The organism is Herbaspirillum sp. meg3 (assembly GCF_002257565.1).
Taxonomy (GTDB): Bacteria; Pseudomonadota; Gammaproteobacteria; order Burkholderiales; family Burkholderiaceae_D; genus Herbaspirillum.
This window is the reverse complement of record NZ_CP022736.1, coordinates 3,056,266-3,080,179: the sequence shown is the minus strand read 5'-3', so window position 1 is coordinate 3,080,179 and position 23,914 is coordinate 3,056,266. Positions and strand designations below refer to the sequence as shown.

The 23,914-nt window shown below is 55.2% G+C and carries 21 protein-coding genes; 17 read left to right on the top strand and 4 right to left on the bottom strand.

Annotation, left to right across the window (positions count from 1 at the left end; genetic code table 11):
* Positions 1-81 precede the first annotated feature (81 nt).
* From hmeg3_RS13740 to hmeg3_RS13710, 7 genes are all read left to right on the top strand, one after another.
* Positions 82-726, top strand: coding sequence for an NADH-quinone oxidoreductase subunit J (locus hmeg3_RS13740; RefSeq protein WP_094564220.1), 645 nt, complete (start codon positions 82-84; stop codon positions 724-726).
* 14 nt (positions 727-740) lie between these two features.
* Positions 741-1,049 carry an NADH-quinone oxidoreductase subunit NuoK gene (nuoK, locus tag hmeg3_RS13735; protein WP_016832380.1) on the top strand — a complete coding sequence of 103 codons (309 nt, stop codon included), beginning with the start codon at positions 741-743 and terminating at the stop codon, positions 1,047-1,049.
* 118 nt (positions 1,050-1,167) lie between these two features.
* Positions 1,168-3,297, top strand: a complete 2,130-nt coding sequence (nuoL, locus tag hmeg3_RS13730) for an NADH-quinone oxidoreductase subunit L (protein ID WP_094564219.1) — start codon at positions 1,168-1,170, stop codon at positions 3,295-3,297.
* 27 nt (positions 3,298-3,324) lie between these two features.
* A complete protein-coding gene (locus hmeg3_RS13725) occupies positions 3,325-4,815 on the top strand; it encodes an NADH-quinone oxidoreductase subunit M (protein ID WP_094564218.1) in 1,491 nt (496 codons plus the stop codon).
* Between the two features lie 165 nt (positions 4,816-4,980).
* A complete protein-coding gene (gene nuoN, locus hmeg3_RS13720; RefSeq protein ID WP_094564217.1) occupies positions 4,981-6,492 on the top strand; it encodes an NADH-quinone oxidoreductase subunit NuoN in 1,512 nt (503 codons plus the stop codon).
* 12 nt (positions 6,493-6,504) lie between these two features.
* Positions 6,505-6,819 carry a DUF2818 family protein gene (locus hmeg3_RS13715; protein WP_094564216.1) on the top strand — a complete coding sequence of 105 codons (315 nt, stop codon included), beginning with the start codon at positions 6,505-6,507 and terminating at the stop codon, positions 6,817-6,819.
* 102 nt (positions 6,820-6,921) lie between these two features.
* A complete protein-coding gene (locus hmeg3_RS13710) occupies positions 6,922-7,485 on the top strand; it encodes an NUDIX domain-containing protein (protein ID WP_094564215.1) in 564 nt (187 codons plus the stop codon).
* Between the two features lie 92 nt (positions 7,486-7,577).
* Here hmeg3_RS13710 and hmeg3_RS13705 read toward each other — a convergent pair whose 3' ends face one another.
* Positions 7,578-8,666, bottom strand: coding sequence for an alpha/beta fold hydrolase (locus hmeg3_RS13705; protein ID WP_094564214.1), 1,089 nt, complete (start codon positions 8,664-8,666; stop codon positions 7,578-7,580).
* 191 nt (positions 8,667-8,857) lie between these two features.
* On the bottom strand, positions 8,858-10,534 hold the full coding sequence (locus hmeg3_RS13700) for an electron transfer flavoprotein-ubiquinone oxidoreductase (protein ID WP_094564213.1): 1,677 nt from the start codon (positions 10,532-10,534) through the stop codon (positions 8,858-8,860).
* A gap of 266 nt (positions 10,535-10,800) precedes the next feature.
* On the opposite strand from hmeg3_RS13700, the gene hmeg3_RS13695 reads away from it, so the two are divergent.
* From hmeg3_RS13695 to hmeg3_RS13665, 7 genes are all read left to right on the top strand, one after another.
* Complete coding sequence (locus hmeg3_RS13695) at positions 10,801-11,211, top strand: thioesterase family protein (protein ID WP_094564212.1); 411 nt, start codon at positions 10,801-10,803, stop codon at positions 11,209-11,211.
* Between the two features lie 141 nt (positions 11,212-11,352).
* Entirely contained in the window at positions 11,353-12,504 is a 1,152-nt protein-coding gene (locus hmeg3_RS13690) for an ABC transporter substrate-binding protein (protein WP_094564211.1), read from the top strand.
* 304 nt (positions 12,505-12,808) lie between these two features.
* Positions 12,809-13,699 carry a branched-chain amino acid ABC transporter permease gene (locus tag hmeg3_RS13685; RefSeq protein ID WP_094564210.1) on the top strand — a complete coding sequence of 297 codons (891 nt, stop codon included), beginning with the start codon at positions 12,809-12,811 and terminating at the stop codon, positions 13,697-13,699.
* A gap of 5 nt (positions 13,700-13,704) precedes the next feature.
* Complete coding sequence (locus hmeg3_RS13680; protein ID WP_198361702.1) at positions 13,705-15,672, top strand: ATP-binding cassette domain-containing protein; 1,968 nt, start codon at positions 13,705-13,707, stop codon at positions 15,670-15,672.
* Position 15,673: 1 nt separating this feature from the next.
* Entirely contained in the window at positions 15,674-16,402 is a 729-nt protein-coding gene (locus tag hmeg3_RS13675; RefSeq protein WP_050477739.1) for an ABC transporter ATP-binding protein, read from the top strand.
* Positions 16,403-16,610: 208 nt separating this feature from the next.
* Positions 16,611-17,798, top strand: a complete 1,188-nt coding sequence (locus tag hmeg3_RS13670; protein ID WP_094564208.1) for a DUF262 domain-containing protein — start codon at positions 16,611-16,613, stop codon at positions 17,796-17,798.
* The gene (locus hmeg3_RS13665) at positions 17,795-19,258 is read left to right on the top strand and encodes an ATP-dependent endonuclease (protein WP_094564207.1); all 1,464 of its coding nucleotides are present in this window, start codon (positions 17,795-17,797) and stop codon (positions 19,256-19,258) included. The genes hmeg3_RS13670 and hmeg3_RS13665 overlap by 4 nt, the downstream gene beginning before the upstream one ends.
* An 84-nt stretch (positions 19,259-19,342) precedes the next feature.
* Here the strand turns inward: hmeg3_RS13665 and oxlT are convergent, their stop codons facing one another.
* Both oxlT and hmeg3_RS13655 read right to left on the bottom strand, forming a co-directional pair.
* Entirely contained in the window at positions 19,343-20,623 is a 1,281-nt protein-coding gene (gene oxlT, locus hmeg3_RS13660) for an oxalate/formate MFS antiporter (RefSeq protein WP_094564206.1), read from the bottom strand.
* Between the two features lie 269 nt (positions 20,624-20,892).
* Positions 20,893-21,657: a GntR family transcriptional regulator gene (locus hmeg3_RS13655; protein WP_369828889.1), complete on the bottom strand. Its 765-nt coding sequence runs from the start codon at positions 21,655-21,657 to the stop codon at positions 20,893-20,895.
* A gap of 188 nt (positions 21,658-21,845) precedes the next feature.
* Here hmeg3_RS13655 and hmeg3_RS13650 point away from each other — a divergent pair, with 188 nt between their 5' ends.
* The 3 genes from hmeg3_RS13650 (at position 21,846) to hmeg3_RS13640 (ending at position 23,813) form a co-directional block, all read left to right on the top strand.
* Positions 21,846-22,466 (top strand): LysE/ArgO family amino acid transporter, encoded by a 621-nt coding sequence (locus tag hmeg3_RS13650; protein ID WP_094564204.1) that lies wholly within the window; start codon positions 21,846-21,848, stop codon positions 22,464-22,466.
* Between the two features lie 123 nt (positions 22,467-22,589).
* Positions 22,590-23,285, top strand: coding sequence for a hypothetical protein (locus tag hmeg3_RS13645; RefSeq protein ID WP_094564203.1), 696 nt, complete (start codon positions 22,590-22,592; stop codon positions 23,283-23,285).
* 72 nt (positions 23,286-23,357) lie between these two features.
* Positions 23,358-23,813 (top strand): GNAT family N-acetyltransferase, encoded by a 456-nt coding sequence (locus tag hmeg3_RS13640; protein WP_094564202.1) that lies wholly within the window; start codon positions 23,358-23,360, stop codon positions 23,811-23,813.
* The last annotated feature ends 101 nt before the right edge of the window (positions 23,814-23,914 follow it).

Below are 23,914 nucleotides of genomic sequence, written 5' to 3'. Positions count from 1 at the left end.
CTGATGTTTGTTGGGGCGCTTGATCGATGGATCAAGTGGTCGGATGATCTGATGCTGATTTAGCCAACTTTTTGGTTGATTATGGAATTTAAAACTGTCTTGTTCTATGCGTTTTCAGTGGTCCTCGTGCTCGCTGCATTACGCGTTATTACTGCCCGCAATCCGGTGCATGCGGCCCTGTTTCTTGTGTTGGCCTTCTTTTCGGCGGCCGGCATCTGGATGCTGCTGAAGGCCGAGTTCCTGGCCATTGTGCTGGTGCTGGTCTACGTCGGGGCGGTGATGGTGCTGTTCCTGTTCGTGGTGATGATGCTCGATATCAATCTCGACAAGATGCGAGAAGGCTTCTGGGGGTACTTCCCGCTGGCTGCAACAATCGGCGTGGTCATCGTGCTGGAAATGGCCGCTGTCTTGCTGCGCAGCTTCTGGGCTCCGGAGGCGCAAGTGCCTGCCGCATCCAACACCATCGGCGGCACCAAAGCGTTGGGTATGCTGATTTACACCGAATACGTGTATGCGTTTGAAGTTGCTGCCGTTATCCTCCTGGTCGCTATCGTCGCCGCTGTTGCCCTGACACTGCGCCGCCGCAAGGACAGCAAATACTTCTCCCCGGCGGATGCCGTCAAGGTCAAGAGCACCGATCGTGTGCGTCTGGTCAAGATGAAGTCGGAATCCACTCGTAACACCGGCGGCGATGCTCAGGCATCCGGCGCGGAACAACAACCTTAAGGAGCGGCGCAATCATGACTCTTTCGCTCTCGCATTATCTGATCCTCGGCGCGATTCTGTTCGCGATCTCGATCGTAGGTATTTTTCTGAACCGCAAGAACGTCATCGTGTTGCTGATGGCAATCGAATTGATGTTGTTGGCGGTGAATATGAACTTCATTGCTTTCTCGCATTATCTCGGCGACGCAGCAGGGCAGATCTTCGTGTTCTTCATCCTGACCGTGGCAGCTGCTGAGTCCGCAATTGGTCTGGCGATTCTGGTGGTGCTGTTCCGTAATCTGGACACCATCAACGTCGAAGATCTGGACACGCTCAAGGGATAAGCGCGTAGTTGTGCATTTCGCAGTGCATGTAGATTGAATTTAAATTTCATTTAAAAGATGGGCGTTCTCCGAGAGTCCTTGTGATTCGAAGAGAACCCAAATAGCGATAAGGTTCATCATGGCGGGGCAACTTAACCCACATCTTCTTTTAGCCGTACCACTGGCGCCGTTGGCCGGTTCTGCAATTGCAGGCCTGCTCGGTACGAAATTCTTCGGCAACGTAGTTGGCCGCAAGGTATCGCACACGGCGACCATCCTCGGCGTATTGATCGCGTTGATCATTTCCGTTCAGACTTTGCTGGCGGTCATTGATGGCGCGACCTACAACGGCACGCTGTACACCTGGATGACGGTTGCCGGCCTGAAGCTGGAAGTCGGTTTCCTGATCGACAGCCTGACCGCGATGATGATGTGCGTGGTGACCTTTGTGTCCCTGATGGTTCACATTTACACCATCGGCTACATGAAGGACGACGACGGCTACAATCGCTTCTTCTCGTACATTTCGCTGTTCACGTTCTCGATGCTGATGCTCGTCATGAGCAACAACTTCCTGCAACTGTTCTTCGGTTGGGAAGCAGTGGGTCTGGTTTCCTACCTGCTGATCGGCTTCTGGTACACCCGTCCGACCGCAATCAAGGCCAACATGAAGGCCTTCCTGGTCAATCGTGTCGGTGACTTCGGCTTTATTCTCGGTATCGGTTTGCTGCTGGCTTACGCCGGTTCCATGAACTACGGCGAAGTCTTCGCCAAGCGTGGCGAGTTGGCGCAACTGACCTTGCCGGGTACTGACTGGATGCTGCTGACGGTGGCGTGTATCTGCCTGTTCGTCGGCGCGATGGGTAAGTCGGCACAGTTTCCGCTGCATGTCTGGCTGCCGGATTCGATGGAAGGTCCAACCCCGATCTCCGCGCTGATTCACGCGGCAACCATGGTGACCGCCGGTATCTTCATGGTGTCGCGCATGTCGCCGCTGTTTGAATTGTCCGATACCGCCTTGTCCGTGATTCTGGTGATCGGTGCGATTACTGCACTGTTCATGGGGTTCCTCGGCACGATGCAAACCGACATCAAGCGCGTGGTGGCGTATTCGACACTGTCGCAACTGGGTTACATGACCGTCGCACTGGGCGCTTCGGCCTACTCGGTCGCGGTGTTTCATCTGATGACGCACGCATTCTTCAAGGCTTTGCTGTTCCTTGGCGCAGGTTCGGTCATCATCGGCATGCATCACGATCAGGACATGCGCAACATGGGCGGCCTGCGTAAATACATGCCGATCACCTGGATCACTTCGTTGCTGGGTTCGCTGGCACTGATCGGGACGCCATTCTTCTCGGGTTTCTACTCGAAGGACAGCATCATCGAAGCAGCCGCAGCGTCGCATCTGCCAGGTTCCGGTTTTGCCTACTTTGCCGTGCTGGCCAGCGTTTTCGTGACAGCGTTCTACTCCTTCCGCATGTACTTCATGGTGTTCCACGGTGAAGAGCGTTTCGGCAAGGCAGATGCACACGGCCACGATGATCATCATGCACGTGCAGTTGCTGGCGTTGCTGCTGCACACGCTGCTCATGCTGACCATGCGCACGGTCATGACGCTCATGGCGCGCACGATGACCACGCACACGACGATCACGAACATCACGGTCTGGCCCCAGGTCAGAAGCCGCATGAGTCGCCGCTGGTGGTAACACTGCCGCTGATTCTGCTGGCAATTCCATCGGTCATCATCGGTTTCCTGGCGATTTCGCCCATGATCTTCGGCGACTTCTTCAAGAACGTCATTTTCATCGGTGAAAACCACAAAGCGCTCGAAGAGCTGGCTGAGGAATATCACGGTCCTATCGCGATGGCGGTGCATTCGCTGACCTCCGCACCGCTGTGGCTGGCGATTGCCGGCGTCGTCGTGGCGTACTACTTCTACATGGTCAACCCGCGCGTACCAGCCTGGTTCAAGGACAAGTTCAGCGTGATCTACACCATCCTGGACAACAAGTACTACATGGACAAGTTCAATGATGTCGTGTTTGCCGGTGGTGCACGTTTGCTGGGTACCGGTCTGTGGACTGTCGGCGACAAGGGCCTGATCGATGGTCTGGTCGTCAATGGCAGCGCCAAGGTCGTCAACTGGTTCTCGAAAGTCACGCGCCTGTGGCAATCCGGTTACATCTACCATTACGCTTTCGTGATGATTATTGGGGTGCTGGGTTTCCTGGTTTGGTTCATGCCGTTTCCGTTTGCCAAATAAGTTGGCGGAGTAAAGTAAATAACAACCATGATGCAGTCAACTTTTCCTCTCCTTAGCCTTGCGATCTGGTGTCCGGTCGCGTTTGGCGTGCTCGTCCTGGCAGTGGGCCGCGACGAAAATCCATCCATCGCGCGTTGGCTGTCGCTGCTTGGCGCAGTCGTCAGCTTGCTGGTCACGATTCCGCTGGTTCTGCATTTCGATGCAGCCGCTCACGGCTACCAATTCGTCGAGAAGACGCCTTGGATCGATCGCTTCAACATCAGCTACTTCCTCGGTATTGACGGTTTGTCACTGTGGTTCATTCCGCTGACTGCCTTCATCACCGTGATCGTGGTGCTGGCAGGCTGGGAAGTGATCCAGAAGCGTGTCGCGCAATACATGGGCGCCTTCCTGATCCTGTCCGGTCTGATGATCGGCGTGTTCTCGGCACTCGACGGCATGCTGTTCTACGTGTTCTTCGAAGCCACACTGATTCCGATGTTCATCATCGTAGGTGTGTGGGGCGGAGCAAACCGTGTTTATGCTGCGTTCAAGTTCTTCCTGTACACCTTGCTCGGCTCCTTGCTGATGCTGATCGCGCTGATTTATCTGTACATCGTGTCCGGCGGCAGCTTCGAAATCCCGACATGGCATCAACTGCCGTTGTCGATGCTCGAGCAAAAACTGCTGTTCTTCGCATTCCTGATGGCGTTCGCGGTCAAAGTGCCAATGTGGCCGGTGCATACCTGGCTGCCTGACGCCCACGTGGAAGCGCCTACCGGTGGTTCCATCGTACTGGCTGCGATCATGCTGAAGCTCGGTGCATACGGTTTCCTGCGTTTCTCGCTTCCGATCGCTCCTGATGCCAGCCACGCGTTGTCCGGTTTCATGATCACCTTGTCGCTGGTCGCCGTGATCTACATCGGTCTGGTTGCACTGGTTCAGCAGGATATGAAGAAGCTGGTGGCGTACTCGTCGATTGCTCACATGGGTTTCGTCACGCTGGGCTTCTTCATGTTCAACGACATGGCAGTGCAGGGCGGTATCGCACAGATGATTTCTCACGGCTTCGTGTCCGGCGCGATGTTTATGTCCATCGGTGTGTTGTACGACCGCATGCATACTCGTGAAATCGCGCAATACGGCGGTGTGGTCAACAAGATGCCGCGTTTTGCAGCGTTCTTCATCTTGTTTTCGCTGGCCAACTGCGGTCTGCCTGCGACGTCTGGTTTCGTGGGTGAGTTCATGGTCATTCTGGGCGCCGTCAAATTCAATTTCTGGATTGGCCTGCTGTCCGCGACTGCTCTGATTCTGGGTGCGGCTTATTCGCTGTGGCTGACCAAGCGTGTGATCTTCGGCGCAGTGACCAATCATCACGTTGAAGAACTGACTGACGTCAACAAGCGTGAATTCTTCATCCTTGGTTTGCTGGCGATTGCAGTGCTGGTGATGGGGCTGTATCCAGCACCGGTGACTGACACGATGCAAACCTCGGTTTCGGATCTGCTCAAGCACGTAGCGGTGTCCAAGATTAATTAAGTAAGAAGTGCCGGCGCTTCACAGTGTTCCTTGCTGTGCTGCGCCGACACCAGGCAGCAATTCGGTACGACGTTTCGATACAAGCCGGTCACATGTTTCGCACGGCTGAAAACGGCGGCAACGGTAAGCGGACAAAATACGCGGACGAAAATAAGCGGTAACTAAATGAACAACATGAATCTGATCCCTGTCTATCCGGAAATATTTCTGCTGATTGCGACTTCCGCAATTCTGCTGATCGATATGTTTTTGCCGGATGCAAAACGCGTCATCACCTACCTGCTGTCCTTGCTGGCACTGGTGGTCTGCGCAGTGTTGACCTTCACCAACTACGCAAGTGGGGAAACGGTCTACACCTTCAGCAACATGTTTGTTTCGGACCCGTTGTCCAGCCTGCTGAAGTTGTTCTCGTATCTGGCCATTGGCCTGACACTGATCTACGCCCGCCAATACAACAGTGATCGCGCCATTGTCGGCGGCGGCCACCTTGGTGGTGAGTTCTACGCGCTGGCGCTGTTCTCGCTGCTGGGTCAGATGGTCATGATTTCCGGCAACAGCTTCCTGTCCATCTACCTCGGGCTGGAGCTGATGTCGCTGTCGCTGTACGCATTGGTTGCTCTGCGTCGCGACAATGTCGGTTCGACCGAAGCGGCGATGAAGTACTTCATCCTTGGCGCGCTGGCCTCTGGTTTCCTGCTCTACGGGATCTCCATGCTGTATGGCGCGACCGGTTCGCTGGAATTGAACGACGTCTTCCGCGCCATCGTGTCCGGTACCGTTGATCGCAACGTGCTGGTGTTCGGTATCGTCTTCGTGGTCGCCGGTCTGGCGTTCAAGCTGGGCGCTGTTCCTTTCCACATGTGGGTCCCAGACGTCTATCACGGTGCACCGACACCGATGACACTGTTGATCGGCGGCGCGCCGAAGCTGGCTGCATTCGCCATGGTGTTCCGCTTGTTGGTAGAAGGTCTGTTGCCGCTGGCAATCGACTGGCAGCAAATGCTGATGGTCTTGGCAGTGCTGTCGATCATCATCGGTAATGTGACGGCGATCGCTCAGACCAACATCAAGCGCATGCTGGCTTACTCGACCATCTCGCACATGGGTTTCATGTTGCTGGGCATGATGTCGGGTGTAGTGGACGGCAACCTGTTCCAGGCGGTCAACGCCTACAGCTCGTCGCTGTTCTACGCGATCACTTATGTGTTGACCACACTGGGCACTTTCGGTGTGATTCTGCTGATGGCGCGCTCCGGTTTCGAAGCAGATACGCTCGACGACTTCAAGGGCCTGAATCAACGCAGCCCTTGGTTTGCCGCGATCATGCTGATCCTCATGTTCTCGCTGGCAGGTATTCCTCCGATGGTCGGCTTCTACGCCAAGCTGTCGGTGTTGCAAGCCGTGCTGGGGACAGGTCAGATCTGGCTCGCTGTGTTGGCGGTCGTGTTCTCGCTGGTTGGCGCGTTCTACTACCTGCGCGTTATCAAGAACATGTACTTCGATGAGCCTGCCGACAATGCCAAGATCACTGCAAGCTTCGACGTTCGCATTGCACTGAGCCTGAACGGTCTGGCAGCGTTGGTCATCGGTCTGTGGCCAGGTCATCTGATGGATGCATGCACCAACGCAATCGTCACGACGCTGGCGACTTTCCTGAGCAAAGTCATCGCAACCTAAGCGAATTTACCGGTGAATGTTTCTCTACTGAGCTGGTGTGTCATCTTGTTGGCGGTCTTGGCCGCCAACCTGCCTTTCTTTAATCAGCAGCTGTTCGCGCTGATTACCCTGAGCAAGTCCGCCGCATACCGCAAGCCGGTATGGGTGCGACTGCTTGAGCTCATTGTTCTGTACTTTCTCGTCGGCGCCATTGCCCGTTTCTTCGAAGCGAACATCGGCAATGCATTTGCGCAGGGATGGGAATTTTATGCCGTCACTGGCTGTCTGTTTCTGGTGCTGGCGTACCCCGGTTATGTGGTGCGCTACTTGCGCAAGAGTCACGCATAGCAAGTCCTGGCTGGTTCTGAGCGCGACGCTGAAATGGCCGGCACCAAGCCCGCACCAATTTGCTGTGCTCCCTCACTTACCCTTACTGCATACCTGCCACGCATGGATACTCATCTCAAAGAAACCAAGGTAGACGGAGAGCTGGTCTACGAAGGCCATTTTCTCAAAGTCCAACGAGACAAGATCCGTCTGCCTGATGGTAAAAATGCCGTGCGCGAGCACATCAAGCATCCTGGCGCCGTCGTTATTCTGCCGCTGTTTGAAGACGGTTCAGTGTTGCTGGAAAGACAGTTCCGCTATCCGCTGGACCAGGTGTTCATCGAATTTCCCGCAGGGAAGATTGATCCGGGCGAAGATCATCTCAAGTGCGCCAAGCGCGAATTGCAAGAAGAAACCGGCTATACCGCCACTGACTGGCAATTCGTCTGCACCATCCACAATGCCATCGCTTATTCAGATGAGCATCTGGATATCTATCTCGCCCGCGGCCTGACTGCAGGCGAACGCAAGCTTGACGAAGGTGAGTTTCTGGATATCTACAAGGCGCCGCTTTCCGAATTGCTGGAACAAGTCCGGCTTGGCAAGGTAACCGATGTCAAGACGGTTATTGGCGCTTTCTGGCTGGAGAAAATCCTCAACGGGCAGTGGACCTTGCCGAGTACCTGAACCGCAGCTACTTCACTGAACAAAAGGAAAAGGCTTCGATAGATATCGAAGCCTTTTTGCTTATGAATCACAATGGGGGATATCTTCCGAATTTAACGCTGTGGCAGCGTTTTCAACAATGCGTCGATCTGCTTCGCATAGAACTTTGAGAAGCTCGTTGTCCCATGTCCGCGCGTCTCTGCACTCGCCGGGATCAGCAGCAATTCAGCATTCTTCAGTTGTTTCAACGCCGCAACCATCGTGCCGGTTTCCGGCGGATTACGCTCATCATCGGCAGAATTGATCGCCAACACTGGCGCCTGTATGTGCGTCAGATTCGGCATCGCATTGAAATCAGCAGACGATCCCCACTGATAGATGAAGTCGTTGGCGTCGGCCGTCACCGGCGCATTCAAGCGGTCATCCACGATTTTGTCGGCTTGCGCACGCGTCGGCGCCAGCGTTTGATAGGCAATGGTGCCGCCGGCAGTGGCAATACCGAACATGGTGTTGGCGAGTCGCAATGACGGTGGTTGGGTGGTGTAGTTCCCGCCGTTCCAGGCGGGATCCTGCTTGATTGACTCGACCAGCATGCGCCGCATCATCCAGTTACGGCTCGCCATTTCGATCGGCTGGGATGCCATCGGCACCAGCCCATCCATCATCGTCGGATACATCTCGCCCCACAGCCATGTCTGCATGCCGCCCATGGAGTTACCCATGACCAGACGCAGGTGTTTGATGCCCAGGCCCTCGGTCACTAGCCGATACTGCGCGAGCACCATGTCGGCGTAGTTGTATTGCGGGAATTTGGCGCGCAGGCCGTCGGATGGCTTGGAAGATTTCCCGACGCCGATAGCATCCGGCATGATGAGGAAATACTTACTAGCGTCGAGCGCTTGTCCCGGGCCGAGCATTTCACCGGCAAAATCCTTGCCGACGAAATCCGCGCCGCTGCGATAGGTGCCGTGCAGCAGCAGTACCGCCGGATTAGCCGGATCGCCGGCAGTGGCGTAATGCAGCTTGAAATTGTTCAGCGTTTCGCCGGTGTGAAACGTGAAGCTCGGCACAATCCAGTCAGCCTGACGGTAACCGGGATAGTCCGCTGCGTGAGCGGTGGAGCCAAGCAGGGTGGAAGGCAGCAGTGAAAGTAACGACAACGACAGTGGGGCGATGAAGCCCGAGGCAAGTCTCCGAATCATTTTTATAGTCCTCGTAAGATGGTCTTATGGGAGAGCCCATACTAAAGGATATTTGGTAGCATCGCAGAGCGTGTCATTCCGTCATTGCATCGACGCGACAAGGGCAGGGCCAAAACAAAAACGGCGCTTCAATCGAAGCGCCGTCTTTGTCATTACGTCAGTACGTCAGTACGAATGCAGCCGCAGACGAATTACATGTTCGAGTAATTCGGCCCGCCGCCGCCTTCCGGTGTCACCCACACGATGTTCTGTGTCGGATCCTTGATATCGCAGGTCTTGCAGTGCACGCAGTTTTGCGCATTGATCTGCAGGCGATCCGTATTGTCGTCATTCTTCACAAACTCATACACGCCGGCAGGACAGTAGCGCGCTTCGGGGCCGGCATATTTCGCCAGATTGATACCAACCGGCACGGACGCATCTTTCAGCGTCAGGTGAATCGGCTGATCTTCCGCGTGATTCGTGTTGGAAATGAACACCGACGACAAACGGTCGAAAGTCAGCTTGCCGTCCGGCTTCGGATACGCTATCGGCGAGAAGTCGGCCGCCGGCTTCAGGCATTCGTGATCCGCATGCGAGTGATGCAGCGTCCACGGCGCCTTGCCGCCGAACAGCACCTGGTCGATGCCGACCAGCAGCGTGCCGGTGTACAGTCCCTTGCTCATCGACGGCTTGAAGTTACGCGCCTTGTACAGCTCTTCATGCAGCCAGGACTTCTCAAACGCGGCGCTGTAGGCCGTCAGCTCATCGTACTGGCGATCATTGCCCAAGGCCTCAAACACTGCCTCCGCGGCCAGCATGCCGGTCTTGATGGCGGCATGGCTGCCCTTGATGCGCGAAGCGTTCAGGAAGCCTGCATCGCAGCCGATCAGCGCGCCGCCCGGGAAGGTCAGCTTCGGCAGCGATTGCAAACCGCCGGCCGTGATCGCGCGTGCGCCATAAGCCAGACGTTTGCCGCCTTCAAAGAACTTGCGGATTTCCGGATGCGTTTTATAGCGCTGAAATTCTTCGTACGGCGACAGGTAAGGATTCTCGTAAGCGAGGCCAACCACGTAACCCACGGCGACCTGATTGTTCTCCAGGTGATACAAGAAAGAGCCGCCATAGGTGCCGCTATCCAGCGGCCAGCCGGCGGTGTGCACCACCAGGCCCGGCTTGTGCATCTTCGGATCGATTTCCCAGATTTCCTTGATGCCGATAGCGTATGTCTGTGGATCCTTGCCGGCGTCGAGCTTGTACTTGGCGATCAGTTGCTTGCCCAGATGGCCGCGCGCGCCTTCGGCGAAGAAGGTGTACTTCGCATGCAGTTCCATGCCCAGCTGAAAAGCGCCGGTCGGTTCGCCATGGCGATCCACACCCATGTTGCCGGTCGCGACGCCCTTGACGGAGCCGTCGTCGTTGTACAGGATTTCCGCCGCGGCAAAGCCGGGGAACACTTCCACGCCCAGTGCCTCAGCCTGCTGGCCCAGCCAGCGCACGACATTGGCCAGCGAGATGACGTAGTTGCCGTGATTCTGGAAACAGGCTGGCAGCATCCACGACGGCGTCTTGTATGCCTTGCTGGCGGAGAGAAAAAGGAAGCGGTCTTCGGTCACTTCAGTATTCAAGGGCGCGCCGAGTTCTTTCCAGTTGGGAAACAGTTCGGTAATCGCCTGGGGATCCATGACCGCGCCCGACAAGATGTGAGCGCCGACTTCGCTGCCTTTTTCCAGCACGCAGACGGAGACTTCCTTGCCGGCATCGGCGGCCAGTTGCTTGATGCGGATGGCCGAGGACAGTCCAGCCGGGCCGCCGCCGACGACAACGACGTCGTATTCCATTGCTTCGCGCGGACCGTACTGCGCAAGCAAGTCTTGAGTTTGAGTCATGGAGTGTCCCGTAATGTTTTGGTTGGAATATTTGCGAACGATCGTGCTATTGTTCAGTATTTTGCGAGAGAATGCTAGTCTGATCCACAAAAAATGTTCACGACGCCCAAACTTGTCGACATTTTATTTGATTTTTGCCAATTCCCTTGTTCTTGTGTGGAAATGCCGGCGTGATGCGATGAACTAGATTGCAAGATGAAATAAATTCAACAATCACCTGAGCGTGATCCACCAAGATTAAGGCTTACGAAGAAAGGCGTTACCCGATGTCCGACAAAATCCTGATACACACTTCCACCATGAAGATTCGCTGGGGCGACATGGACGCCTTCGGCCACGTCAATAACACCGTCTATTTCCGCTACATGGAGCAGACCCGTATCGAATGGCTGGAGACAGCTGTTGGCGGTATGGTCGAAGACGGTTTGGGCCCGGTGATCGTCAATGCCCAATGCACCTTCCGTCGCCAGCTCAAATACCCGGCCGACATCGAAATCCGCATGTATGCGCTGCAACCGGGCCGCTCGAGTGTGGAAACTACCTATGAGATCCGGCGTGTAGATGAACCGGAAATCATCTATGCTGAGGGCGGAGCCAAGATCGTGTGGGTTAATTTCAAAGAAGAAAAATCGGTTCCACTGCCTGACAGCATTCGACAGATCCTGACGGATTTGTAAGTTTCGAGAAAGGTAGATGGGACAGAATCAGCGACGATCACGGTGCCTCAGAACAACGCAAAACAACTGACGGCCCGGCAAGAATTGAGTTAGACCACATCAAGATGGCCAACCAAGATAATTACACCAGGAGGAAGACAAATGTCATACAAGACCCAAGCTTTGGTTGCAGCAGCACTACTGAGCCTTTCCCTTTCCAGCCAAGCAGCTGATCCTATCAAGATCGGCGTGTCCGGCCCGTTCACCGGCGGTTCCGCTCCGATGGGGGCTTCCATGCGCGACGGCGTCAAGCTGGCCGTGGCCGACATCAATGCCGCAGGCGGCGTCTTGGGACGTCAGTTGCAACTGGTTGAACGCGACGACGAAGCCAAGAACGAACGCGGCGTGCAGGTTGCGCAAGAACTGATCAACAAAGAAAAAGTTGTCGCCACTGTCGGCTTCATCAACACTGGTGTTGCACTGGCGTCGCAGCGTTTCTATCAGGAAGCAAAGATTCCTGTGATCAACAACGTTGCTACCGGTAGCGTTATCACCAAGCAATTCGAAAAAGATCCGGCCAACTACGTCTTCCGTACTTCGGCAGCAGACGGCATTCAGGCCAAGATGATTGCCGACGAAGCCGTCGACAAGCAAAAATTTACCAAGGTCGCGATCCTGGCGGACTCCACCAACTACGGCCAACTCGGTCGTGAAGATCTGGAAAAAGTCCTGGCTGCCAAGAAGATCACTCCGGTCGCCATCGAGAAGTACAACATCAAAGACGTCGACATGACTGCACAATTGCTGAAGTCCAAGCAAGGTGGCGCACAAGTCGTGCTGACCTACGGCATCGGTCCTGAACTGGCACAGATCGCCAACGGCATGGAAAAGCTGAACTGGCACGTGCCTATTATCGGCAGCTGGCCGCTGTCGATGGGTAACTTCATCGACAACTCCGGCAAGAACGGCAACGGCGCCCGTATGCCGCAAACCTTCATCCAGGACGGCAATACGCCTAAGCGCAAAGCCTTCATCGAAGCCTACCAAAAAGCCTACAAGGTCGACCGTATCCCTTCGGCCGTGTCTGCCGCTCAAGGCTACGACTCGATCTACCTGCTGGCGGCCGCCATCAAGCAAGCCGGCACCACTGACGGCGAAAAGGTACGCGCTGCGCTGGAAAACCTGAACACCAAGGTTGAAGGCGTTGTGACGACCTATGACAAGCCGTTCTCGCACACCGACCATGAAGCGATCAAGCCAAACAACGTCGTCATGGGCGAAGTGAAAAACGGCCGCGTCGTTCTCGGCAAATAAAATCTGACGACGGCGTAATTTGTCGTTAAAGCATAAAGGCCAGTCCTTGCGATCCGGGGACTGGCCTTTTTCGCAGAGTATGTTGACGATTTTTTAACTTGTATCGGAAGTGACGAAGTCGCAGCGACGCGGGCGCATCAGGCGGGCAGCATGCCGTGATGTCTGACGTCGGCGAGGTGGCAGCAGGGGTAGGGCGCAAGCCCGGCCGTTCGGCTACACGCGATCTTCCATCTCTCATACCTGAAAAAAATCCCGGCACACTCAACCCGCCAGTTAATGGCAAGCCGCTTCTTGGGTAGAAATAATGGATATTCTGTTACAGCTGGTTTTCAGCGGCATCGCGCTAGGCATGATCTACGCGGTGATCGCCTTCGGTTATCAACTCACTTTCGCCACCTCCGGCACCCTGAACTTCGGACAGGGCGAAGCGTTGATGTTGGGTGCGCTGGTCGGCCTGTCGGTGGTCGGCAACATACATGGCGGCCCTTATCTCAACTACTGGCTCATGATTCCCATCGTGCTGGTCTTCGGCGCGCTGCAAGGGATGTTCGTCGAATGGATCGGCGTGCGCCCTGCGATCAAGATCAAGTCCGAATTCGGCTGGATCATGTCGACGATTGCGCTTGCCATCATCTTCAAGAACGTCGCCGAAAATATCTGGGGAAAAGACGATCTTCCATTCCCCAGCCCATTGTCAGGCGCACCGTTCCAGATCTTTGGCGCCAATGTGCAGCCCATGCAAGTGCTGGTCGTCGTCGGCGCGCTTGCCATGATGCTCGCCGTTGAGATCTTCAACCGCAAATCGATTTACGGCAAAGCCGTCGTCGCCACATCGAACGACCGTGATGCTGCCGGCCTGATGGGCATTAACACCAGCATGGTGATCACGTTCTCCTACGCACTGTCCTCGGCAACGGCAGCCTTCGCCGGCGTGCTGGTGGCACCGTTGACGCTCACCGGCGCCACCATGGGCGCAGCGCTCGGTTTGAAAGCATTCGCCGTGGCAATCATCGGCGGCCTGACCTCCGGCATGGGGGCGATTGTCGGGGGGCTGATTCTCGGCATCGCTGAAACTGTCACCGGTTTCTACATCTCCACTGGCTACAAGGAAGTCCCGGGACTGTTGCTGCTGTTGCTGGTGCTCGCAGTCAAACCTGCTGGCCTGTTCGGCAAAACTGCGATCAAAAAGGTCTGATGAACATGAACAAAAAAATCCTCTTCTTTTCGCTGCTCGGCATCATCGCGCTGGCGGTGTTGCCGCAGGTAGTACGCAATCCTTACTACCTGCATCTGGCAGAAACCATTCTGATCTACGCCATCCTGTTGTTTGGTCTGGATATCGTGGTCGGCTACACAGGCCAGGTCTCCCTGGGGCATGCCGGCTTATTCGGCATCGGTTCCTATACCGCCGGCGTGTTGTATTTCAAACTCGGCTTGCCGTTTCTGCTGGTGCTGCCCGGCAGTATCGCCGTCACCGCGCTATTCGGCGCTATCCTGGCGCTGCCGGCCTTGCGTGTGACCGGGCCTTACCTTGCGATGGTTACGCTGGCCTTCGGCACCATCATCCAGATCCTCATCAATGAAATGACCTTCCTCACCGAAGGCCCGATGGGTATCAAGATTCCAAAGCCGATGCTCGGCGCCGCCAAGATGACGGAAGTCGAATTCTTCTACGTTGTCGCCATCCTGATGGTGGTGTCGCTGATCGTGGTTCATCGCATCCTGCGCTCCAACCTTGGCCGCGCTTTCCAGGCGCTGCGGGACAGTCCGATCGCCTCCGATTGCATGGGCGTCTCGGTATATCGCTACAAGGTTTACGCCTTCATCATCAGCGCGGCGCTGGCTGGTTTGTCCGGCTGTCTGTATGCGTATTCGGAAGAGTACATCTCGCCCAATACCTACAACTTCGAACTGACCATCCTGTTCCTGCTGGCCGTGATCATGGGCGGCCGCAAGTCGCGCATCGGTTCGCTCATCGGCGCGCTGATCGTTGTCATGCTGCCGAGCCTGTTGTCCGACATTGAACTGTTCCGTCAGATCGCCACCGTCGCCGCCGTAATCGTCGTGGTCGGCGGTATCGCTTCCGTCGTCAAGAAGACCAAGACGCCGCGCGAAATCGCCGTGCCGGTGATCGCAACGGTACTGATGGCAGCGTTCTCTTACAAGCTGGAAAACATCACCGACTGGCGTCTCACCATCTTTGGCCTGATGACATTGTTTGTCGTCTACTACCTGCAAGACGGTATTGTTGGTTTCTGCCGCAGCCTGTTCGGCCGCGTGCTCAGCAAGCGTGTCCCGCTGGCACAGCAAATCGACGGCAACGTATTAAAAGCGACCGACGCCGTCATCACCACAGCAGCCGTCAAGGAAGACGGCGCGACCCTGTTGAAGGTCAATCAGGTGCTGATGCAATTCGGCGGCCTTAAAGCGCTCAACAAGGTCGACCTCGACATCCGCAAAGGCACCGTGCACGGCTTGATCGGTCCTAACGGTTCCGGCAAGAGCACCATGATGAACGTGCTCACCGGCATCTACCGTCCGACCGATGGTTCGGTGGAATACGACGGGCGCGCCATCACCGGCCAGACGCCATCGCTGATTGCGCTGGGCGGCGTGGCGCGCACCTTCCAGAACGTGCAACTGTTCGGCGAAATGAGCGCCACAGAAAACGTCCTCGTCGGTCTGCACCACACCTTCAACAGCAACGTCGCCGACGTCATGGTGAACTCGCCGCGTTACAAGCGCGAAGAGAAGGCCGCACGCGAACGTGCTGCCGCGATTCTGGAGTTCGTCGGCCTCGCCGATCTCGCCAACGAAGAAGCGCGCAACCTGCCTTACGGCAAACAGCGCCTGCTCGAAATCGGCCGCGCCTTGGGCCTGAATCCAAGCCTGCTGCTGCTCGACGAACCGGCCGCCGGCCTCACCGCACCCGACATCAAGGAACTGGTCGCCATCATCCGCAAGATCCGCGATGTCGGTATCACCATCATCCTCATCGAGCACCACATGGACGTCGTCATGTCGATCTGCGACACCGTCACCGTGCTCGACTTCGGCCAGAAGATCGCCGAAGGCAAGCCGGCCGAAGTGCAGGCCAACCCCAAGGTGATCGAAGCCTATCTCGGCGGCAGCGCCGGCGATTCCACACCAACCACCGCGGGAGCTTGAGATGTTGACGATTTCGAATTTGCAAGCCGCTTACGGCAAGGTTGAAGTGCTGCACGGTATTTCCATGGAAGTACCGAAAGGCAAAGTGGTCACCCTGATCGGCTCCAACGGCGCCGGCAAAACCACTACCATGCGCGCCATCTCCGGCATGATCAAACCGAAGGGCGGCACTGTCACCCTGGGCGGCAAAGACGTCACCGGCCAGGACTCGCACAAGATCGCACGCGCCGGTCTCGCCCATTCACCCGAAGGCCGCCGCGTCTTCGCCACCATGAGCGTCACCGACAACCTGCTGCTGGGCGCTTTCCCGCGCTTCACACGCGCACGTCCCAAGGGCGACATCGCCCACGATTTGGAACGCGCGCTGGAGCTCTTCCCGCGCCTCAAAGAACGCCAGACGCAACTGGCCGGCACCTTGTCCGGCGGCGAACAGCAAATGCTCGCCATGGCCCGCGCCGTCATGTTGAATCCGGAAGTCATCCTCCTCGACGAACCATCGATGGGCCTGGCACCCATCCTGGTCGACGAAGTGTTTCGCATCATCTTGCGATTGAAAGAGCAGGGCATCACGATGCTGCTGGTGGAACAATTCGCCGCTGCAGCACTGAACGTCGCCGACTACGGCTATGTACTGGAAAATGGAAAAATCTCCGTACACGGCCCGGCCGACAAACTGCAGAACGATCCGGCCGTCCAGGCAGCCTATCTCGGCGGTGGCGCACATCATTAATCAATAACATGCCAAGCCGGCAACCGGATACTCAGGCGTACAGCACGCTGGACGCAGGGTATATTAAGGAGGAGACATACCTCTGAGACCTGACTAGGGTGCGCCGCGGCGCACCTTTTCTTTTTCTGTAGCTTTAGTAGCTATTGTTTACTAGTTCGTAAGTAGATAGATTTAGCGAAATATCTTATTTCAACTTAACTGAAAATATATGCGCCTCATTCCATCGGATCCAGATATTGAAACTATTGCTAATCGCATTCGAAATGGAGATCTTGATCTCCAACCAAATTTTCAGCGAGGAGAAGTTTGGACAACAAGTAAAAAGCAAAAGCTAATCGATAGCGTTCTAAGAGATTGGCATGTGCCGCCAATTCATGTGATTAAAGGAGCGAACGGTGGTGCAGACGTCGTTTTAGACGGGCAGCAGAGACTGGCGGCTATACGAGATTTTGTCGGCGGGGCAATAAGGGTGAATGGAAAAATTGAGCCGTTTGATGAGAAATTGGCAGCCCTTGATGGAATGTATTTCGACGACCTTAGTCCAGAGTGGAAACGGAAGGTGAGAGGATTTGCCATACGTCAATTCACTATTGTTGACTATCAACCGTCGGAGCCGAGTGAGTTATTTTATCGTCTCAATCAGCCGACAGCGTTAACGGCTGCGGAACAGCGCAATTCATTCTTCGGAAAACCTCGTGAGCAGATTAAAGCTCTAGTTGAGAAAATGGAGTTGTTGGGACTAAGCAAAGATTTTTTGGGATTTTCAAATGCAAGAATGTCTTATGACGATGCACTCGCTCGAGTATGCGTAGCTCTTGAAAGTGGATTGTCTACAAAAACAGGGGCAAATCTCTTGGCTGACAGGTATAGATCGGGAGATCCTTTCAGTGATGAGGCTCTTCGGCGCGTGGAACAGTCCATAGAACTACTCTCCAAAATTAAGGATACTCGCCTGGCGCAGTGCCGTTTAAATAAGGCTAGCCTATTTTCTTGGTTAGTTTTCTTCTGTCGCTATTTGGGTGTCAATCCAACTGTAGACTCGGCTAGATGGGCTAGTTTTTTCTACAAGTTTGAATCAGACCGGGTTCTATATTCCTTGGGAGAGATTGGTCGAGGATATGACGAAGAAGTACGAGCCGCACTGTTCGCTATCTACAATGATCGGGTAACTTCTCGAGTTGCAGATGTTAGTTCTGTAGTGCTTCGAGACATTGCTATGTGGGGCATATATGCTTGGGATCCTGAGAAAGACATTGAGTCTTTTACTGGGCTCTTGCGAAAACTAAGAATCGTACTAGAGCAGTCGAATAGTACAGATGCTTCTCGAATTACTGAGCGCTATCTTATTCAGAATTTTCTTTCCGAAAATTCTGAAAAGTGGGAGCAAATAAAATGAGATCTGCTGCCGCTCAAGACTTATTAAAGAAAGTCGTCAAGCGTAAAAATAAAATAGCATTGACTAAGTTATCTCTGAAAAATGTTAGAGGAATAGGAAATCTGGAAATCGCATTCAGCGAAAACGTGATGGCTATTTGCGGTGAAAATGGGGCTGGTAAAACAACTTTATTAAAGGCGATTTTCTCCGCATTAGCACCTGGATATGCTCAATCACAAGGAATTAATTTAAGAGCTCAAGATGCGAATGTCCCTTACGTCGCGAGTCCTCTTTTCTCTGTGCGTAACGATGCGGGGGCGTATGTGGAAGTTTCGAATGCAGATCAAATCGCAGCGCTAATTTGCCCTGAGGGAGATACTCCCAAAGTTCAGTACGTAGATGCCGCTTTAGCCTCTCAGCGGATTAAGTATGTAATACGCAATGATGGCGATTTTGAAAGTGCATTGGAAGGGGCCCCACAGATTACGGATGATTCTATAACTCTAGATTGGCGCAAGACAATTACAGGAAGAAGCTATAGCGAAGTAAAAACGTACGAAATTGAAGAATATGGGAACGAACCAGTATTTCCGTACTTCGAAGTTACGACCGCAGGGGTAACTTATCGTTCTGAGGATATGGGGCAAGGAGAGCTCTGTATTAACTATTTAGTTTGGGCGTTGCAACGAATTCCCTCAGAGAGTTTTTTGTTATTAGAAGAACCTGAGTCGCATCTCCCTCCTCGAGCGCAGGAGGCCCTGATGAGTTACATCATGCATAGATGCGACCAAAGTAAAATTACCGCCATTCTATCGACGCATTCTCAGCACACGCTAAAAGGAGTTCCTCTGAAGAATTTAGCATTGTTGGCTAGGGCTGGTGCAAACGTAATCTCCCAAGTGTCGCCGCTGCAAACTACTCTGCATGAGAGTCTAAAAATTGTTCCTTTCAAACCTATCTTGGTAATTACAGAAGATCGAAGTGCGGCAGAGTTCTTAATAGCGTTGATGCAATGGCAGGATGATGACTTTTTTGACCATCTGGATGTTACTTGGGTACAGGGGTGGAGCGATATAAACGAAATATTGACAAGACTTCCGAAAGAGTTGAAAAAAATAAAGATAGTTGGCGTGTACGACGGAGATCAACGAGATCAGCTTAGAGAACATTTGCATTGGCCGTACAAATACTTGCCGGGGACTGGAGACCCCGCTGAATATATGGTTGCGGCGACCAAGGCGAATACGCAGGCATTTGCAGATATGTGGCCTGACAGACGGGGCGACATTGCAATTGCTTTGGCTATGCAGGCAGAAACAGATTCTAAAGATTATTTTTTAAATCTAAAGAATGCCTTAGGTGGCGGTTTTGATTTTAAGGAGCTCTATCGGGCAGCGACTTATGTCTGGCTTACTGTGCCAGCGAATCAACAAAGCGCGTTGCAATTTCTAGGTGACTTGCGAGAGGCCATAAAATCGTAGTGCTGGTGAATATATGGTTGTTCAGGTGAGGCTCGTAATTGGAACCTCACCAGTTCGTTATAAAACTCGAAGTTTTTCTTTTAATTAAACAAGCCTTGAGGTCTTCGCCAAATACCGCTTCCGCCAAGGCTTCAACACCAACAACGCCAACACCGCAGCAAGAATATCCAGCGTAATCGCCGTGCCAAACACCGGATGCCAGCTACCGGTCTTTTCGTGCATCAGCGCAGCCAACGGTCCGCCGAGGATCGATCCTATCCCTTGCGAGATATACAGCCAGCCGTAGTTGGCTGTTGCATTGCGCGTGCCGAAGGTGTCGGTCAGTGTCGATGGGAAGAGTGAAAAGATCTCGCCCCAGCCGAAGAACACCACGCCAGACAACAACACAAACAACACCGCGTTTTCACGCGTCATGAGCCACAGCGCCATGGCGATGCCTTCGAGGGCGAAGGCGAAGAACATGGTGTTTTCACGGCCGAAGTGATCCGATACCCAGCCGAAGAAAGGACGCGTCAGCCCATTGGTCAGGCGGTCGATGGTCAGCGCCAGCGGCAGGGCGGCGAGGCCGAACACCATCACGTTGGCGACACCGAAGTCGCGCGCGAAGCTGGCCATTTGCGAGGTCACCATCAGGCCCGAGGTGGACATCATGGTCATCATGCAGAACATCAGCCAGAACAGCGGCGTGCGCAGCATCTGGCGCGGTGTGAGGTCGTTGCCGGTGGACTGCGCGACGCGTGTTGCCGGCAGCGCTGTCATCGGGTCAGGCGAGCGCAGTGCTTGCGAGGCGATCACGCCGATCACGGCGAAGATGATGCCGAACTGCCACAGCGTGCTTTCCAGGCCTTGGCCGGCGAGTGCGGACGAGATCGGGAAGGTGGTCAGGATCGCGCCCATGCCATAACCGGCGGCGACCATGCCGACGGCAAAGCCGCGGCGATCGGGGAACCAGCGCACCATCTGGCCGACCACGCCGACATACACGATGCCGGTGCCGAGCCCACCAACCAGGCCGTAGCTCAGGTACAGCATGCCGATGCTGGAAGCTTGCGACGCCAACACCCAGCTCAGGCCCGACATGAGCGTGCCGATGGAGATCAGGCGGCGCGCACCGAAGCGTTCAATCAGACCACCCTGAAACGGCGAGAAGAAGGTCTGCAGCACGATCAGCATCGAGAAGGTGATTTGCAGCTCGGACAACGGCACGCCGAGTTTGGCCGAGAGCGGTTTGGTGAACAGTGTCCACACGTACTGCGGGCTGGAGATCGCCATCATGCAGATCAGGCTGATCAGCAGCTGGAACCAGCGGTTCTGGAGCAGGCCCTGCGCGCTGGCAGGGGCGGATGTTTCAGTCAAGGTGGTCATGCGTTTTCTCCTGAAGTAAGAGGGATGGAGCGCGTTGCCGATGGGTTGTTAATTTATGTATGCATAAATTCGTGGCAAACGAATGCAGGATTCGTGCCATTGGACGGGCATCGCACCAGTGCGAGGCAAGAGCAACGCAAGAGCAACACAAGAGCGCTGCGCACGCCGGAGAGAACTGGCAATATCAGGAGAGAAGCGGGAGGTGGTCGGTCGGAAGTACACACTGGGCGCGGCTGTCAGCGCCCGGTAAGCTGCACTAAATGCGTGCTTCAGCCGAAGCGTTTGCGCCGTGCGGGTGCCGGCGAGGGATGCTGAGCCATCTCAGTGCGGACATGTTCAAGCCGGTCGATGGTGATCTGTTCGACGACGGCGTGGCTGTCCTTGATGTGACGTTCGACCAGCGCGCCGGCCTGGGTGGTGTCACCATCGGCGATGGCATCGAGGATGGCGACGTGTTCGTTGTAGGTGTCGGCGATGCAGTCACCGTAGGCAAAGTCCAGACGTCGCATGATGCGGATGTGCTCTGTGACTTGCCGGTAGACGGCATCGGTCTCCGGGTTGCCTGCTGCGGCGACCAGCATCAGGTGAAATTGCTCGTCCAGTGCAGCGACGGCGAGGCCGTCTTTTGAGCGCTTTCTGGCCGTCACGCGCCAAATGGCGCCGGCTTCGGCCAGCAGTGTGTCGCGGGCGGACGCAGGCCTGCCCGGATCGCACAGGCGGCGTACCGCATGCAGCTCAATCATTTCGCGCAGGTCGTAGAGGGCGGCAAAGCGGGAGAAGTCGATCGGCACCACTTCCCAACCATTGCGGAAATAGCCGCGCACCAGACCTTCGCTCTGTAACCGCATCAGCGCTTCACGCACCGGCGTGCGGGAGACTTGGAGACGCTCGGCGACGTCGTTCTCGGCAAAGCGGTCGCCGGGCAGCAGGCGGAAGGCGAAGATGTCGTCGCGCAGTTTTTCATAGACGGTTTCGGCAAGCCGCAATGCAGGGCGTCGGCTTGCTTCGTCGGCGGGTTGCAGCAATGGTTTCATTGTCATGCGGTGGCTTCGGCGGTGACGTGGCCGGTTGCAGAATTCGATTACCGGCAATGGTAGCGCATGGCTTCCGGATCTGCTGCACAAATTCGGTCTATGCTGCGCAGGAGTCGCCGTGTTGCCTGTCAAGCCGACAACAGCGATCCGGTGTAAGGTAGCGGGTTTTCTCAGCGCCAGTTCTCTCCATGATCGATGCATTCAAAGCCGCTACCGCCGGATTCAGCCTCAGCCTTTCGCTGATCCTCGCCATCGGTTCGCAGAACGCCTTTGTGCTGCGTCAGGGCTTGCGGCGCGAACATGTCTTCCTGATTTGCCTGACCTGTTTTCTCTCCGACACGGTGCTGATCTTTGCGGGTATTGCTGGTTTCGACGTCGTCATTGCCAGACTGCCGTGGCTGGAACAAGCCATGCGCTACATCGGCGCTGCCTTCTTGTTTGCCTATGGCGCCAGAAGCTTGTGGTCGGCGTTGCGATCTTCCGCAGCCTTGGCCGCCGGCGATGCGACGCCACAGCCGCTGAAAAAGACGCTGCTGATCTGTCTGGCCCTGACCTGGCTCAATCCTCACGTCTATCTCGATACGGTGTTTCTGATCGGCTCGATCTCTACGCAATACGAAGGGCAAAAGATTGCTTTTGCGCTTGGCGCCGGTGCGAGTTCGCTGCTGTTTTTCTTTGCACTGGGTTACGGTGCAAGACTGTTGCAGCCCTTGTTCGCACGCGCAGTGGCGTGGCGTATTCTGGACGGGCTGATCGCCGTCGTCATGTGGAGCATTGCGTATTCGCTGGTGCGCGACATGACGCTTTGATTTTCTGAAAGTTGATAAAAAGTTAATTGAAAAATGCATTGACCGGAAATAACCCTGCTTCATTTGATTTTGAATGTCCGGCGGTACTCATAAAATGTGCCGGATAAACATAAGGAGAAGAACATGCTCAAGGTCGCCAACGGAACAATAGGACTTGATTCGCAGACGCTGACGCCTGCGAGCAACGTCGTCGGCACGCCATTTCGCGAAGTCCTCGCCAGCGTCAAAACCGATGCAGCCGCCAACGCGGTCGATGTCTCCGCACTATCTTCGCAAGCTGCTGCCGTCGCCGCGCTGAGCACCGCCTTGTCACAAGCCGGCATCTCCGTCCCGCCAGCTCTTCGCATCACGTCCGGCCTCAATGGGCTTGAACTCAGCGGCGACAAGCGCAACGACAAGTTCCAGGCGATGCTGCAGGCTAATCCGGCGCTGCAAAGCCAGCTGTCAGGGATGATTTCTCAGGCCGACATGAGCCGCAAGGCGGCGCTTAATGCCGTCGCCAATGACTTTGCCGGCAAGAACCCCGGCGCCGGCGCCACCGCTTTCCTCGAAGACTTCATGGACGACGAGAAGAACGAGACCTACAGCATCAGCTTCAATGGCGCCAACGTTTCCGTAGACGAGATGGGCAAGAAAGCTTGGGAGCCGGTCAAGGACAAGGCTGATTTCACCAAGGACTTGCTGGCCGCCTACACGGGCTATCTGCTGACGCATCAGGCGACGGTTGAAAAGGATAAAAACGACAAAGAGTCCGACGCCGATCTCGACTTCCGCGCCAAGCTCGCCAAGGCCGCGCAGGAAACCGCCGGGACGGTCTGAGTCGTTCCTTCAATTCTGTCGCCGAGATTTTCAACCGTTGTAATGCGTATTGGATGATGGTGGAAATACAAGATGCAGATACGGCCTCCCCATATTGATGATATCGACATCATCTGCCGGCACCGCGAAGAAATGTTTCGCGAGGCAGGGCGCGATGACAAGACGCTGGCAGAAATGACGAGTGCCTTTCGCGTGTGGCTGAGGCCGCGTTTGCTGGATGGCAGCTACTACGGTTTTTTTGCGATCGACAACGATCAGGTGGTGGCCGGCATCGGCCTGATGTCGATCGACTGGCCGCCGCATCCTTCCCATCCTGAGCAAGACAAGCGCGGCTACGTCCTCAACGTCTACGTTGAACCATCCCATCGAAAAATGGGAATCGCCAAAATGCTGATGCGTCTGGCCGAAGAAGCGTTCGCCGCACGCGGCCTGCAATTTGCCATTCTGCATGCGACGCAAATGGGGCGCGAACTTTATGCCGGTATGGGATGGGCGCAGACGTCAGAGATGGCAAAGGTGCTGAAGTAAGAGATGCAAACTTCATCACTGTCTTTGCCCAAGCGACGCAGAACTTCCACCAAAGAAAAAACGCCCGATGGCTGGCCTCGGGCGTTTGTGTGAGCAGACTC

What these genes read in the sequence shown, in the direction of transcription:
- hmeg3_RS13675 (WP_050477739.1), top strand. Translation starts at nt 15,674, where the DNA reads ATGTTGACGATTTCGAATTTGCAAGCCGCTTACGGCAAGGTTGAAGTG.
- nuoN (WP_094564217.1), top strand. Translation starts at nt 4,981, where the DNA reads ATGAACAACATGAATCTGATCCCTGTCTATCCGGAAATATTTCTGCTG.
- nuoL (WP_094564219.1), top strand. Translation starts at nt 1,168, where the DNA reads ATGGCGGGGCAACTTAACCCACATCTTCTTTTAGCCGTACCACTGGCG.
- hmeg3_RS13705 (WP_094564214.1), bottom strand. Translation starts at nt 8,666, where the DNA reads ATGATTCGGAGACTTGCCTCGGGCTTCATCGCCCCACTGTCGTTGTCG.
- hmeg3_RS13695 (WP_094564212.1), top strand. Translation starts at nt 10,801, where the DNA reads ATGTCCGACAAAATCCTGATACACACTTCCACCATGAAGATTCGCTGG.
- nuoK (WP_016832380.1), top strand. Translation starts at nt 741, where the DNA reads ATGACTCTTTCGCTCTCGCATTATCTGATCCTCGGCGCGATTCTGTTC.
- hmeg3_RS13670 (WP_094564208.1), top strand. Translation starts at nt 16,611, where the DNA reads ATGCGCCTCATTCCATCGGATCCAGATATTGAAACTATTGCTAATCGC.
- hmeg3_RS13700 (WP_094564213.1), bottom strand. Translation starts at nt 10,534, where the DNA reads ATGACTCAAACTCAAGACTTGCTTGCGCAGTACGGTCCGCGCGAAGCA.
- hmeg3_RS13665 (WP_094564207.1), top strand. Translation starts at nt 17,795, where the DNA reads ATGAGATCTGCTGCCGCTCAAGACTTATTAAAGAAAGTCGTCAAGCGT.
- hmeg3_RS13740 (WP_094564220.1), top strand. Translation starts at nt 82, where the DNA reads ATGGAATTTAAAACTGTCTTGTTCTATGCGTTTTCAGTGGTCCTCGTG.
- hmeg3_RS13690 (WP_094564211.1), top strand. Translation starts at nt 11,353, where the DNA reads ATGTCATACAAGACCCAAGCTTTGGTTGCAGCAGCACTACTGAGCCTT.
- hmeg3_RS13680 (WP_198361702.1), top strand. Translation starts at nt 13,705, where the DNA reads ATGAACAAAAAAATCCTCTTCTTTTCGCTGCTCGGCATCATCGCGCTG.
- hmeg3_RS13645 (WP_094564203.1), top strand. Translation starts at nt 22,590, where the DNA reads ATGCTCAAGGTCGCCAACGGAACAATAGGACTTGATTCGCAGACGCTG.
- hmeg3_RS13650 (WP_094564204.1), top strand. Translation starts at nt 21,846, where the DNA reads ATGATCGATGCATTCAAAGCCGCTACCGCCGGATTCAGCCTCAGCCTT.
- hmeg3_RS13640 (WP_094564202.1), top strand. Translation starts at nt 23,358, where the DNA reads ATGCAGATACGGCCTCCCCATATTGATGATATCGACATCATCTGCCGG.
- hmeg3_RS13685 (WP_094564210.1), top strand. Translation starts at nt 12,809, where the DNA reads ATGGATATTCTGTTACAGCTGGTTTTCAGCGGCATCGCGCTAGGCATG.
- oxlT (WP_094564206.1), bottom strand. Translation starts at nt 20,623, where the DNA reads ATGACCACCTTGACTGAAACATCCGCCCCTGCCAGCGCGCAGGGCCTG.
- hmeg3_RS13725 (WP_094564218.1), top strand. Translation starts at nt 3,325, where the DNA reads ATGATGCAGTCAACTTTTCCTCTCCTTAGCCTTGCGATCTGGTGTCCG.
- hmeg3_RS13710 (WP_094564215.1), top strand. Translation starts at nt 6,922, where the DNA reads ATGGATACTCATCTCAAAGAAACCAAGGTAGACGGAGAGCTGGTCTAC.
- hmeg3_RS13655 (WP_369828889.1), bottom strand. Translation starts at nt 21,657, where the DNA reads ATGAAACCATTGCTGCAACCCGCCGACGAAGCAAGCCGACGCCCTGCA.